This is a genomic window from Xenorhabdus japonica (genome assembly GCF_900115195.1).
Lineage (GTDB): Bacteria > Pseudomonadota > Gammaproteobacteria > Enterobacterales > Enterobacteriaceae > Xenorhabdus > Xenorhabdus japonica.
Genome location: NZ_FOVO01000003.1, coordinates 1 through 13,272, shown reverse-complemented (window position 1 = coordinate 13,272; position 13,272 = coordinate 1). Strand labels below are relative to the sequence as shown.

Sequence of the window (13,272 nt, the reverse complement as noted above, 5' to 3'; positions counted from 1 at the left end):
TAGAAATAAGATTTTAAAGAAATTAATCTATTTTTTTAGAAACAGATCACATCAATGCTATTTTATTTCTCGTATTATCATCTCTGAAAAATAAAGAACTAAAAAATTTTTACTGTAAGACTAGGAACCACCTCCTTGGCTAGCTCAATCTCCCTTGGGCTGGCCTTTTCTTTTATATTAAAGGATAAATAATTCAATAAATTCAATGCATTAAAAAAACACTCACCTTCATTAGACATAAATTGATTTAATGATTACTAATTCACACTGGATATTTATTGAACTCTTATTACTAATACTAATTATGATAACCAAAAAAAACAGTATTCCAATAAATAATTGGAAGAATTTATTCAGTTTAATGAAGGAAATTTTACGAAAAAACAATCAAAACCATTCAATACACGAATGACTACAATATTTACTTATCACCAATTCAAATCAATCAAGCCAGATACATAATATTTCTCTTTATTTTTGTACAAAATGATTAAATTTTAGCAATATTTGTATTAACTGAAGCGATCCACTGCGGCTTCCCTCTCTACTTAACTTGTGATCAGCGCAAATATAAACAACAATTAGCAGCGCCTTTTGCAAACTGGAGCCAATTATGACTGATATCGCTAAGTTGTTAGGAAAAGACGCAGAAAGTTTATTGCAACATCAATGCAATACTATTCCACGTGAAAATCTCTATCTCCCAGGTACAGATTTTGTCGATAGAGTAATGATTGAAAATAACCGCCCCAATACTGTCCTTTGTTCCATGCAAACCTTACTGAATCATGGCCGTCTGTCAGGCACTGGTTATCTCTCAATTTTGCCAGTAGATCAGGGAGTTGAACATTCTGCCAGCGCTTCTTTTGCTGCCAATCCTCTCTATTTTGATCCCAAAAACATCGTTGAACTGGCAATTGAAGCTGGCTGTAACTGTGTTGCTTCAACTTATGGTGTTCTGGCGTCTGTTTCTCGTCGTTATGCCCATAAGATTCCATTTCTGGTCAAGCTAAACCACAATGAGACGCTGACCTATCCGGCTCAATATGATCAAACTTTGTATGCCAGTGTCGAGCAAGCATTTAACATGGGTGCAGTTGCAGTGGGTGCGACAATCTATTACGGCTCTCCAGAATCACGCCGCCAAATAGAAGAAATTTCAGCCGCTTTTGAACGCGCTCACGAATTAGGCATGGTTACCGTATTATGGGCTTATCTACGCAACTTAGCCTTCAAGAAAAATGGGGTTGATTACCACACCAGCGCTGATTTAACCGGTCAAGCAAACCATCTGGCAGCAACAATCGGTGCCGATATCGTTAAACAAAAAATGGCTGAAACGAATGGTGGCTATACTACGATTGGGTTCGGGCACACAGATAAACGTGTCTACAGCAATTTGACCACTGAACACCCGATTGATCTCGTTCGCTATCAACTTGCTAACTGTTATATGGGGCGCGCTGGATTAATCAATTCAGGTGGTGCTTCCGGAGATAATGATTTAAGTGATTCAGTCCGCACAGCTGTTATCAATAAACGTGCCGGAGGGATGGGATTGATTCTTGGGCGCAAAGCGTTCAAAAAATCGATGAAAGAAGGTATTGAGTTGATCCACTCCGTGCAGGATGTCTATCTCGATAAGAAAATTACTATCGCCTAATCAAAATTTCTGGGCAATCCAACGTTAAGATGGGGATCTTTGTATCCCCATTATTAAGCATGATATTATCCAAAGAAAGTATCTTCAGAGAAAATACTCCCTAATTCACCACCATTGATGAAAATGATGTACTGGCCCAATACCATGACCAACTTCTAAACTATCCGCCTGTGTCAGTGCATTTTGTAAATATGTTTTCGCAATCGGTAGTGTACTTTGCCAATCTGAATAACGTGGGCGCAATGCAGCAAGTGCAGCAGACAAGGTACAACCAGTTCCATGAGTGTGCTGTGTATTTACTCTCGGAGCAGTAAAACGCCATTCCCCTTCCGAGGTAAAAAGCCAATCAGGGCTTTCCGCATTATTTAAATGCCCACCTTTCAATAAAACTGCCTGACATCCCATTGAACGTAATGCGTATCCCTGCTGTAATATTTCATCTTCGGTATTGGCAAGAGCACATTTTAATATGGCCGCCGCTTCCGGTAAGTTGGGCGTAATCAAAGAGACGATCGGCAATAATTGTTCTACCATCGTTGTAATGGCCTCCGGTGATAACAAGGGATCACCACTTTTCGCCACCATAACAGTATCCAATACAATGTAGGGAATAGGATAACGATGTAATGATTCTGCTACTGCCGCGATATTGGCAGCATTCGACAACATACCAATTTTGGCACTATCTATTCTGACATCTGAAAGTACTGATTCTAACTGAGCAGCAACAAAGAGAGGATCGAGGTTATAAACCGATTGTACACCCATTGTATTTTGCGCAACCAATGCAGTGATAACTGTCGTACCGTAAACACCAAGCGCAGAAAAGGTTTTTAAATCGGCCTGAATGCCGGCTCCACCGCTAGGATCTGTTCCTGCGATAGTCAGTGAATTAATTCTCATAATAGTGATTCCTACCACCAGCTAAAGAAAAGCGGGTATCGGAACTAGAGATACCATGACTTCCCTCCGCTGGCATTATCCAGATCAGGTAATACGGGTACTTCTCAGTTCAATAAAGAACGCCCCGAGTCAAAATAAAAATCACTCTATTAGTATCCCAATAGAGTGATATTTGCAATAGCTTATCATCAGATAATAAAACTAGACTGACGATAAATATATTTAGCCAGTAATCAAACAATAACCAAATTAAATTGATTACTATAAAGTTGATACATTTGCAGCGGCAGGACCTTTAGGACCATCCTGAATTTCAAACTCAACTTTTTGGCCTTCAGACAATGTTTTAAACCCATCTTTCATAATTGCAGAAAAATGTACAAATACATCTTTGCTACCATCAGCTGGAGTAATAAAACCAAAACCTTTAGACTCGTTGAACCACTTCACAGTACCAGTGATTTTTGCCATTTCAAAAATTTCCTTTGAATCACTTTATTAGCCTGTTGGCATAAAAATAAACAAACCCATATTAGTTTCTGTTATTAATTAACAGAACGGCACTTCGTTTACCCACACGTTTTATCACATACTCTTTATATAATCGCAAGCCATTTTTTTCAGGTGCTGGAGCCAACGCACATATTTAAAACTCTTAATATCTGTTCCAGTTTGAAATTACTCAATAATTTTCAAATCACTTAACCATATGAATTAAAGGAAAAAGAAAATTTTAACTTAAAGAAATTACTTTGATAAGTTTAATACATAATGCTGTTTTTCACATCTATTATGTTGTAGACCAGAAAGTTATAGTTATACTAAATCTATTTTAGATAACTGTAATAATCATGATTAATTTCAATCATTCTTTTTGAACATACAATATAATTATTTTACATGTAACCAACTTATTTTTTGTCTATCATTTATCAAATATTATTCAATTATAATATTTATAAGACGTTTTTTAACTATTTCTCTATATGTTTTTATCTTGCCAGAAAAAGATCACAAATACTCTTCTTCTGAGTTATGGGAAAAATGCGGCTTCAGAATAGGTGGAGGATTAACATTCAGTGTTTTTCAGCCGAGCACAATCCCCGACTGAAAAAACTGAATGGATTAGCAACCAGTCTATTTATTTCTTAGTTTTCTTTGATTGAGCAATCAAGTATCCACCCCATAAGACAGCAATCCAAAACGGCATTAAGATAACCGAAATACGAATTGGTGGCATCATTAGAATAATGATGAGAATGAACACCAGGAATGCCAAACACAGATAGTTCCCAAATGGATACCACAGTGCCTGAAACTTCGTTTTGATACCCTCTTTATTCTTGGCTGCACGGAATTTCAGGTGAGCAAAACAAATCATAATCCAGTTAATGACCAGAGTAGTTACCACTAATGCCATTAATAGTTCAAACGCCTTACCAGGCATCACATAGTTAACCAATACTCCAATCGATGTTGCCAGCGCGGATAAACCAATAGACAAGACCGGCACACTACGTTTGTTAACTTTTATGAGGATACGGGGGGCATTACCTTGTTTAGCCAAACCATACAACATCCGACTATTACAATATACGCCACTGTTATAAACAGATAATGCCGCCGTTAGTACCACCACATTCAGAACATTCGCTACCCAGAAGCTATCCAGATTATGAAAGATCAAAACAAATGGGCTACCACCTTCTATCACATTCGCCCATGGATACAGCGACAGCAAAATAGCCAATGAACCGATATAAAACAGTAAGATTCGATAAACAACTTGGTTAGTTGCTTTTGGGATATTTCTTTCAGGATTTTCTGCTTCTGCTGCTGTAATGCCCACGGTTTCCAGACCACCAAATGAAAACATGATCACGGCCATCGCCATAATCAAGCCAGAAATTCCATTTGGCATAAAACCGCCCTTCTGCCATAAGTTGGTGATGCTTGCCTGTGGACCGCCATTACCGCTAATCAGTAAATAGCTCCCAAAGATAATCATCCCGATGATTGCACCAACTTTAATAAGAGAGAACCAAAATTCAGTTTCGCCATATAATCGAACATTAATTAGGTTGACAAGGTTGATCAGTACAAAGAATATTGCAGCAGAAACCCATGTTGGAACTTCTGGCCACCAATATTGGATATACAAACCAACAGCCGTTAACTCAGCCATTCCAACCAAAATGAACATTGCCCAGTAGTTCCAACCTGATAGGAAACCGGCAAAATTTCCCCAATATTTATAAGCAAAGTGGCTAAATGATCCCGCTACAGGTTCCTCAACAACCATCTCGCCTAATTGGCGCATAATCAAAAATGCAATAAACCCACCAATGGCATACCCAAGGATCACTGAAGGTCCTGCCATTTTGATGGTTTGAGCGATACCCAAAAATAATCCGGTTCCGACTGCACCACCAAGGGCAATAAGCTGAATATGCCTATTCTTTAAACCACGCTTAAGCGTTGATTGTTGTTCTTGTTCTGCCATCTAGTCCTCTTTTTACGATGTTTAGAACTTGTCTCATTAAAAGCTATTTAATTTGTTGTTTTAAGTTGTTAAATCTGAATAGAACCAGACATTTTCCTACCTTCTCAACTTATGCAAGATTTGTCGAATCCAAATTTCCTCAATATGATTCCCTCAACATATTGTAGTGATTGAGTTATATACTAATTTAACGCAATATTGAGTGTGTTAATTCGTATCAGGTGGATATTAAAACATCATTGACAAAGAATGAATACCGTAAATGTATGTTAATCAATATTGAGTACAGAATTAAAAGAACTTATTTGGTGTTCAATTAGACCACTTTATGATTACTCCATTGTTGCTAACTTTAAAATAAAATATTATGGCGAGTTATCATATGATAGAGGGATGATAGCGTGTTGAAATTTTTATCTAGTCGTTGTACCCCTATAATAATCGATTTTGTCATCTTGAAAAGAAGTTGTGTATACTTCCTCAACCTTCAACCAGTTTAAAATTGTAATGGCACAAGATAACCACTTAGCACTTGTATGCGCACTGAGTAAATGGATTGAAAACCATCTTGGCCGTGTCATTCATCTTGAAGAGCTTGCTGCTTACTCTGGCTATTCACTTTGGCACATGCAGAAAATATTCAAGGAAGTTACCGGCATATCTCTTGGGAAGTACATCCGCCAACGACGCTTGGCTGGCGCTGTTTTTCTGCTGAGAAATAGTTCCTTGCCTATTTTTGATATTGCTTTGGATTTTGGCTTCGGCTCTCAATCCCATTTCACCTATATGTTCCGTAAAGAATATGGCATTACGCCTCACGATTTTCGCCAAAGTACAGATATTGAACTTGAAGTTAAAGTTCCATTACATCTTACTTACAACTGCGAACCATGAGGTTTAGTATCATCAGCGGCCATTCTCCAAGGCCGCTATGCATAAATCATTATTGGTATTTTTCGATTAATGCCAAAGCGATCGCTTCCGTTTCTGCATCGGGGATACCGCTAATGTCTGACGGACGAAAATGCATCTGAAAGGCTTGAATAGTTCTATAAGAAGTATTATCTAAGAGTCCCGTTTGAGGGATATTATAGCCATAAAGAGCCAGTGCTTTCTGAATTGCCATCACTGACACAGGAAAATTAGGTGCCCTACCAGCCAAATATTTATTCACTGTTGCGTCGTCAGGCCAAGCACCAATTCCTTGTTCATAAAGCTCACGCCACGGAAAAACAGGCCCGGGATCTTTTTTTCTCAATGGTGCTATATCGCTATGACCCACAACATTAACAGCTTTAATTTTATACTTATGAATAATATCTTTTGCCAATCGTATAACAGCATCAATTTGTGACGGATGATATAAACACCATTCTTTTTTAATGAACTCTTGCTTAAACCCACAATTAACAATTTCAATACCAATAGAATAACGGTTTAAGTTTTGGTACCCATTCCACTCACTCTTTCCCGCGTGCCATGCTCTTTCCTTTTCTGAAACCAATTGAAAAATAATCGGTTCTTTATTCTCATGCTTCGGCTGCGAGGGAATAAGGTAATGAATATTGACACTACCTCCCGTTAATGCCCGTAAAGATTTTTTGTCATTCAACGCAGTATAGTGGAGGACAAGGAATCTAATTGAATCAATATCTTGCTTAGTCGAATAGGGATAGGAATGGTCAACAATATACCCATCTCTACCTTCCCGCTCAGGGGAATAAGAACAACCAATCAACAATGTGATAAACATACATATCATTAATCTTTTTATCATGTCAGGTCAGCTATTTTGCAGGAAAAGATAACATTATGATGATTATATACTAGATGTGATGTTTTTTTGCTTATCAACATGTTTTTAAGAACAAATAAAAGCCAGCCATTCGCGGAACGTTCGAATGGCTGGCTAATAAAGTTTTACCTGATGTGAGCAATATTCTGCTACTGATATCCTCTATAGAGGCATTTCATCAGTATCAGTGATTACCCTTCTCGCTGTTATGCGATATATCATTATCCCAAATACCTTTTTCAACTTGCTGTTGAATCTCTGGGTAAGAATTGATATTAAATGTTGGCAACTGCCCTAATTTTCTCTGTCGGTTATAATCTTTTGCCAACTTTATTGCAATACCTGACAACATAAGTATGGCAATCAAGTTAACAATAGCCATACATGCCATTGATAGATTAGCCATACTCCAAACCAGAGGGACTTCTGCCAATGCACCAAACATCACCATACCCAATGCAGCCAACCGCAGAATAAATAAGCCAGCAGTGTGGTTGCGCTCCAGGAATATCATGTTGCTTTCAGCATAAGCATAATTGGCAATAATTGATGTGAAAGCAAAGAAGAAAATAGCAATCGCAATAAATGTCGTTCCCCAATGCCCAACGGCTGATGACAATGCTCGCTGAGTCAATTCAATTCCGCTGATAGCAGTAACGTTTACCTCGTTGAGAACTCCAGAAGAAAGGATAATAGCAGCCGTTGCACTACAGATAACGATCGTATCCATAAATACACCCAACATCTGAACATATCCCTGAGAAGCTGGATGTGGCGGATATGGAGAAGCGGATGCCGCAGCATTTGGCGCAGAACCCATCCCTGCTTCATTCGAAAATAATCCACGTTGAACACCCTGAGTCATTGCCTGAGAGATGCCGTAGCCTAATGTTCCGGCTATCGCTTCCTGAAGGCCGAAGGCGCTCTTGATAATTAATGCAAATACCGCGGGGATGCGTTCAATATTGTGACCAACAACCCAAAATGCCAAGATTAAATAAGCGCCAGCCATGAACGGTACAACCAATTCCGCTACTCGGGCAATGGAACGCAGCCCACCGAAAATAATTATGCCACTGATAATGACTAAGACAATACCAACGTAAAATGGTTTGACATTAAAGGCAAAGGCAGCCGCTTCCGCAATTGAGTTTGCCTGAACAGCATTAAATACAAGACCAAACGCGATAATAAGGAAGAATGAAAACAGTACTCCCATCCATCGCTTCTTCAACCCTTTTTCCATGTAATAAGCTGGGCCACCGCGATAATTTCCTTGATCGTCTTTCGTCTTGTACAACTGGGCAAGCGTACTCTCCACAAAAGAAGTTGCCATACCAATAAATGCCACTACCCACATCCAGAAAATAGCACCTGGCCCACCAGCAGTAATTGCAATGGCGACCCCTGCTAAGTTACCGGTTCCTACACGAGCAGCAAGACTAGTACATAAGGCCTGAAAAGATGAAATGCCAGAATTATCTGATTTATTACTATTTTTCAGAACTGAAAACATGTGACCGAAGTGACGAAGCTGTATAAAACCAGAACGCAGTGTGAAGTAAAGGCCAACCCCAAGAAGCAAGTATATTAGTACGTAGTCCCAAAGAATATTGTTAATGAAGTTAATCAGATCCGTCAAGATATTTTCCCCTTACTAATTAGCAAACATTAGCTGACCATAATGCCGTATCCGGTGAAATTTTATTGTGCTTAATTTCCTTTATGATTAACAAGTAACACAATTCTGTATACAAAAACACAGAGATACTAGCCAGTAAAAACGGAAAGAATGTAACATAATATCTATTTCAATGTGTAACTTTTAATGAAATTTTTACATTTACTTTAGAAAAATTAAACAGTTATTTATTCGCCATAACCGCTTTATTCCCTATTTTGAGCTGATTAAGTGCATTTTACAAACAAGAATTACGGGTTAATTTTCTTCTTATATATAAGTAAGAAACATAAATCAATTAACAGCCCACCCCAAAAGATAAAACATACCATAAACAAAAATAAAACTTTTAAAAAACAATACTAATACAATAACCATATGAAAAGAATGTGTTAATCGGAAGTTATTGATGCCACTCAAAACAAAATGCACAGAGTAAATTTAGATAATCACGCTCTGCTATATCACTAATGTAGTAATCACCGAATTCATTATAAAAAATGGGTGAATTACAAAATTTAATCTTGAAATTTCTAATATTTACGAAAACATATAGTAATATCTTTCTCCAAATGAGATTATTAAATTTTAATACTGTGATAGTTGGAAAAAGCCACCATCGCGTATTAAAATTTTCAGTTGTTATTTTTACAATCGGAAACAAAAATAACAGTTTAGTAAGATGTTAATAATTTACTATCTGGCCATCAGATAATCTGCAAGTGAGGTTATAATTGATGTTAGAACGAAAAAGAAAAAACCCCGCAGACAACATACTGCCTAAGAGAGTTTATAGAGGAAAATCAAAGTATGAATATCATCCTGCAACAGGTGGTTCAATCTCTATCTGCTGTTTAAACTCACCGGTATCCGTTGTTTGGAAAGAGTACAATAAGATTGTGGAAAAAATAGCAAAAAACAGTACGTAGAAACTACTATATATTTAAGTTAATAAAAAACGGGAGTGGTAACTCCCGTTGATTCAACCATTATCAGAAAATATTATTTCGTTTTTTATCTTAAAAACAGCCATTTCCCAACAATAAAAACAATAAGAAAAAATAATGTTTTTTGGGTTCAGTATTATATCTCAACACTAGCATAAGCATTGAACTGCTCTTTCCACCGGGAATATGCTTTTCCTAAATTCGTGCTACGATTTAAATCTCACCTATACATTTGTTAAAATAAGATAGCAAACAATGGAGCATTGTTTATGCGTATAAGTAACATTTTGAAAGCTATTACCATTCCGACTCTAATAACTCTATTGTTATCAACCCAGGCTGGAGCAAGAGAAGGAAAACTGATTAACTTACCTGATAAACGATTTGCCGTCCTGTCAACTGGTGATCTGGAAAGTGCATCAATTGGCAGCTATTCTATCGCCATTTTTAAGGATAAAGATCTCACGGACTTTGTAACTGGAGCTGTCTTTAAACGTGATGGTTCAGTGCTTGAAGATAATGGAAATCCGAGGATTACATTTGCTGATATTAATGGCGATGGTTCCAAAGAACTAATTGTTTCCAAACTCACTGCTGGCTCAGGTAATTACCTTGAAGTTGATGCTCTCAAAATTACTAAAAGAAATGTCAAACTTCTCACACGCATCCATATAAATGGAAATAATGATCCCATAAAGTCACTCCGTACGATATGTAAAAGAGAGATGTGTGTAGAGCAAAAACATTGAATAAGCGTTTTCTCAATCAAAATAACTATGCACTGAGATTCAACGCAAACGTTGAATTATGTACTATTGTTAATGTTGTCATTTCAGTTACAGTTATCACCACTATTATGGTATAGCCAATAATGGTATAGTCTATCAAGAGGAAATTATGAAACATCTTTTATTGCCGATTTTCCTTGCCCCGCTCTTCTCATATTCATATGCCGCACATGCTAATGTAGATAAAATTGCAGAAACTTATTGTAACTTGTTTGGGAAAGCTTCTATAGAAGCATTTAAAACCCATGATTCCCCCGATGCGATAGCCCAAAAGGCCTTCAAGGAATTAAGTCGTAAAGGATTTGATCTTAAAGAGATCAATAGTAATAAAGATGGATTTATTGCATCTATCAAACAAACAGTCTCAGAAATCAGAAAAAATAAACAAGTCTTCCCAAGCCCTCGTCATTTTGACGAATCACTTGTTAAATCTATCGAAGCATGCAAAGTACAAACAAAGCATGTTTTATCCGAGAGAACAAAATAAGATCTTGTAGAGCGACTAAATTTACGTTGTCGCTCTACTTCGCTTAAGATTAAAGAGAATAGTGTCATTAAGCCTTTATCGGTAATGCTATGCCGAATATTAAAAACAATAAAAGTATTAAAAAAGTATTTATTAACTCAGAACAATGATATTGAGATGATGATTTTTTCTTATTATCCTGATTAAACTCTACTTTATCTAATGAAAACTTATTATCCTTAATTTCAGCAAGTATCGTTTTCGCACGTTCAATATCAGACTGATGGACAAGAAGTTTTACACCACCAAATGCCTGAGAATACATATAGTTATTCCACACAATATCTTCATCTATCACAACTGCATAAATATCTTCTGATAACATTCTTCCCAAAACAATGTGGGCATCTATCGGCGATAGAAAATTTGCCAATAATTGCATATTTCCTCTTTGAGGATGACTGTTCCACATAAGCACACCATGATTAAATGATTTATTAATCAGTATAATCTACTATTACACTCTTATTCCAGCTTTCTTCCATTGATTAGAGATAAGGCGCACTGGAACATGAATGCACCTTTACTCAATAACTAAATTTTTCCCATTTCCTTTAATCTTTTGAACATTTCTACATCTCTTCTGGTTTGTTCTGCCATTCTGCTGGATTCACGAGCCCAGGCGCCAGGATCGCCAAAATTAGAGCCTCTTGTTCTTGCTGACATTTCAAGTGCATGGCATTTGTCCATATCAACGGTGCCTTTTCTGGATGTTATTTCATCTAAGATTCTGAGGGTAGTATTGCCATTATCTGAGTTTTCACCAAGAGCCGAACATAATTCATTACTACTGAGTGATGTTAAGTTATCTGTTGGTATTTTATTGAATACACAACCAGACATAGCAAGTGTAGATAATAATAGTAATTTTTTTAGCATTTAATTCTGAATCCATAAAAGCGGGACGGCAGTATATATACATAAGCAAATTAGGTAAATACAACATGAGGCACTCACCGGATATGTGCTACTAATACCATCTAGAGGTTAATTTAATTTGTGCAAAAATTTGACGTGATAATAACAATTAATTAGAGGAAAACTGACAAACACCATAATGATTGTGGTAAAGATTGGATAAAAATTGCTGTTTGAAATGTTCAGAATTTGACAGATTTTGATAACTGTTTGATAACCGTTTTGTAAGTGATAATAACATAATAGGAACTATTAACTCCCGTCATATATTTCAATTAGTAATTATTACATTTGAGAGATAATTGCGTCACCGAACTCACTACATTTCAGAAGATTAGCATCATTCATCAGGCGCTCAAAACCGCAAAAATGCTTCATCATTTGAAAACAAGTTTCCTGATCATGAATGAGCGAAAAATTTATCTTATTAACAAATCAAATAAGAGGAGCCTCCCAAATCGGTGACTCCTCAATATCAAGGAGTTCTGATAGTTAATTTCACCAAACTGATCGGTATTTAATCGCTGCGTTTGAAACGGAATGATACCTGCACCATGCAAAAGTTAAAGATGAGAAACCTCACCTTTTTGTATAGGCTGCGGAAGTTTCCAAGTTCACCGAACAAGGAATTCCACGCTTATATCCATATACGATGAACTTCCGTAAACTTTATTCTGATTGCAGTCAGCATTTCCACAAGTAGCACTATTGACTATATTCGAACACCCTTTAATCACTGTATACCAATCTAAATCACTTACATCGTATCCGCGCTCAAATCTCAAAGCACAACTCATAGAGCCACTAGACACTGACCACTCAACCCATTTAGGCCTAAGTGTGCAAGCACTAAATAAATTATCATTGTCTTGTAAATGAGTACGTTGCTGGTTGCCAGGATTAATACTTATCCGATCTGCACCACTATCATACATACAGTCGGTGCTTCGTTTGACTATCACAAGCTCATTTACGGAAGAAAAGTGATTTTTAAATTCCATATTATAGTCAGCAGAAAGAATCTGTTGTTTTTCTGAATGAGTATTTTCTTCAACTGCAAAGGCAACGAATGTCAATAAACAAGATAACATAGCTAAAATGATGTTAGATAATATCTTCATATCACACTCCTTTTGATGTAATTACCCAAAATAAAATTCGTATTACTTCACTGTTAATGGAGTACTGAAATGATAATCACCAATATCATATAGGTTATTCACCTATCTGCTTTAGTATAAATAAGCCTCTCCGATAAAATTAACTCAAAAATCGACAAGCTACTGAGGTGGTTTAATATACTCTCGCTGCTGGACAGCCCGAATATATTAACGAGTGGGGAGGGTTGAATGAATTGATTGGGGTTGTGTCGGAAGAGGTACAAGTGGGGCACTGAGGGGTTAACGGATGCTGATTTCACCTTTATCACGTCAAGCTTTATCGACCATAGGCGTAGGGCAAACGGGTCTAATTTATACAGATGAAAATCCCACTGTCAGGATTTTCATCATATAGCCATTATCCCAGCCAGCCTTCTGGCGCTTAGTC

At 37.0% G+C, this 13,272-nt stretch carries 12 protein-coding genes, 1 pseudogene and 1 riboswitch; of the genes and pseudogenes, 4 read left to right on the top strand and 9 right to left on the bottom strand.

What is annotated here, in order from left to right:
* The first annotated feature begins 613 nt into the window (after nt 1-613).
* A complete protein-coding gene (gene fbaB / locus BM135_RS01965) occupies nt 614-1,663 on the top strand; it encodes a class I fructose-bisphosphate aldolase (protein ID WP_092517320.1) in 1,050 nt (349 codons plus the stop codon).
* Nucleotides 1,664-1,768: 105 nt separating this feature from the next.
* Here fbaB and thiD read toward each other — a convergent pair whose 3' ends face one another.
* From thiD to BM135_RS01950, 3 genes are all read right to left on the bottom strand, one after another.
* Complete coding sequence (thiD, locus tag BM135_RS01960) at nt 1,769-2,566, bottom strand: bifunctional hydroxymethylpyrimidine kinase/phosphomethylpyrimidine kinase (RefSeq protein ID WP_092517318.1); 798 nt, start codon at nt 2,564-2,566, stop codon at nt 1,769-1,771.
* A gap of 44 nt (nt 2,567-2,610) precedes the next feature.
* Nucleotides 2,611-2,703, bottom strand: a riboswitch (TPP riboswitch).
* A 124-nt stretch (nt 2,704-2,827) separates the two neighbouring features.
* The gene (gene cspE, locus BM135_RS01955) at nt 2,828-3,037 is read right to left on the bottom strand and encodes a transcription antiterminator/RNA stability regulator CspE (RefSeq protein ID WP_092517316.1); all 210 of its coding nucleotides are present in this window, start codon (nt 3,035-3,037) and stop codon (nt 2,828-2,830) included.
* 670 nt (nt 3,038-3,707) lie between these two features.
* Nucleotides 3,708-5,069, bottom strand: coding sequence for an amino acid permease (locus BM135_RS01950; protein WP_092517314.1), 1,362 nt, complete (start codon nt 5,067-5,069; stop codon nt 3,708-3,710).
* A gap of 507 nt (nt 5,070-5,576) precedes the next feature.
* Here BM135_RS01950 and BM135_RS01945 point away from each other — a divergent pair.
* Nucleotides 5,577-5,963 (top strand): helix-turn-helix domain-containing protein, encoded by a 387-nt coding sequence (locus tag BM135_RS01945; RefSeq protein WP_092517501.1) that lies wholly within the window; start codon nt 5,577-5,579, stop codon nt 5,961-5,963.
* Between the two features lie 49 nt (nt 5,964-6,012).
* On the opposite strand, the gene BM135_RS01940 is transcribed toward BM135_RS01945, so the two are convergent.
* Together BM135_RS01940 and BM135_RS01935 are read right to left on the bottom strand one after the other, a co-directional pair.
* Complete coding sequence (locus BM135_RS01940; RefSeq protein WP_175485909.1) at nt 6,013-6,843, bottom strand: N-acetylmuramoyl-L-alanine amidase; 831 nt, start codon at nt 6,841-6,843, stop codon at nt 6,013-6,015.
* Between the two features lie 205 nt (nt 6,844-7,048).
* Nucleotides 7,049-8,506: an alanine/glycine:cation symporter family protein gene (locus BM135_RS01935; RefSeq protein WP_092517311.1), complete on the bottom strand. Its 1,458-nt coding sequence runs from the start codon at nt 8,504-8,506 to the stop codon at nt 7,049-7,051.
* Between the two features lie 1,255 nt (nt 8,507-9,761).
* Between BM135_RS01935 and BM135_RS01930 the strand changes: the two genes are divergently transcribed.
* Complete coding sequence (locus BM135_RS01930) at nt 9,762-10,241, top strand: PliI family lysozyme inhibitor of I-type lysozyme (protein WP_092517309.1); 480 nt, start codon at nt 9,762-9,764, stop codon at nt 10,239-10,241.
* Between the two features lie 148 nt (nt 10,242-10,389).
* Nucleotides 10,390-10,767 carry a hypothetical protein gene (locus BM135_RS01925; protein ID WP_092517308.1) on the top strand — a complete coding sequence of 126 codons (378 nt, stop codon included), beginning with the start codon at nt 10,390-10,392 and terminating at the stop codon, nt 10,765-10,767.
* 67 nt (nt 10,768-10,834) lie between these two features.
* Here the strand turns inward: BM135_RS01925 and BM135_RS01920 are convergent, their stop codons facing one another.
* The 4 genes and pseudogenes from BM135_RS01920 to BM135_RS01910 form a co-directional block, all read right to left on the bottom strand.
* Nucleotides 10,835-11,218, bottom strand: a complete 384-nt coding sequence (locus tag BM135_RS01920) for a putative signal transducing protein (RefSeq protein WP_092517306.1) — start codon at nt 11,216-11,218, stop codon at nt 10,835-10,837.
* Nucleotides 11,219-11,340: 122 nt separating this feature from the next.
* Nucleotides 11,341-11,685, bottom strand: coding sequence for a hypothetical protein (locus BM135_RS01915; protein WP_092517304.1), 345 nt, complete (start codon nt 11,683-11,685; stop codon nt 11,341-11,343).
* 324 nt (nt 11,686-12,009) lie between these two features.
* Nucleotides 12,010-12,084, bottom strand: a pseudogene (locus tag BM135_RS17270) (isocitrate dehydrogenase); the annotation flags it as partial.
* A gap of 254 nt (nt 12,085-12,338) precedes the next feature.
* Nucleotides 12,339-12,845: a hypothetical protein gene (locus tag BM135_RS01910; protein WP_092517302.1), complete on the bottom strand. Its 507-nt coding sequence runs from the start codon at nt 12,843-12,845 to the stop codon at nt 12,339-12,341.
* Between the last annotated feature and the right edge of the window lie 427 nt (nt 12,846-13,272).

What these genes read in the sequence shown, in the direction of transcription:
- fbaB (WP_092517320.1), top strand. Translation starts at nt 614, where the DNA reads ATGACTGATATCGCTAAGTTGTTAGGAAAAGACGCAGAAAGTTTATTG.
- thiD (WP_092517318.1), bottom strand. Translation starts at nt 2,566, where the DNA reads ATGAGAATTAATTCACTGACTATCGCAGGAACAGATCCTAGCGGTGGA.
- cspE (WP_092517316.1), bottom strand. Translation starts at nt 3,037, where the DNA reads ATGGCAAAAATCACTGGTACTGTGAAGTGGTTCAACGAGTCTAAAGGT.
- BM135_RS01950 (WP_092517314.1), bottom strand. Translation starts at nt 5,069, where the DNA reads ATGGCAGAACAAGAACAACAATCAACGCTTAAGCGTGGTTTAAAGAAT.
- BM135_RS01945 (WP_092517501.1), top strand. Translation starts at nt 5,577, where the DNA reads ATGGCACAAGATAACCACTTAGCACTTGTATGCGCACTGAGTAAATGG.
- BM135_RS01930 (WP_092517309.1), top strand. Translation starts at nt 9,762, where the DNA reads ATGCGTATAAGTAACATTTTGAAAGCTATTACCATTCCGACTCTAATA.
- BM135_RS01925 (WP_092517308.1), top strand. Translation starts at nt 10,390, where the DNA reads ATGAAACATCTTTTATTGCCGATTTTCCTTGCCCCGCTCTTCTCATAT.
- BM135_RS01920 (WP_092517306.1), bottom strand. Translation starts at nt 11,218, where the DNA reads ATGTGGAACAGTCATCCTCAAAGAGGAAATATGCAATTATTGGCAAAT.
- BM135_RS01915 (WP_092517304.1), bottom strand. Translation starts at nt 11,685, where the DNA reads ATGCTAAAAAAATTACTATTATTATCTACACTTGCTATGTCTGGTTGT.
- BM135_RS01910 (WP_092517302.1), bottom strand. Translation starts at nt 12,845, where the DNA reads ATGAAGATATTATCTAACATCATTTTAGCTATGTTATCTTGTTTATTG.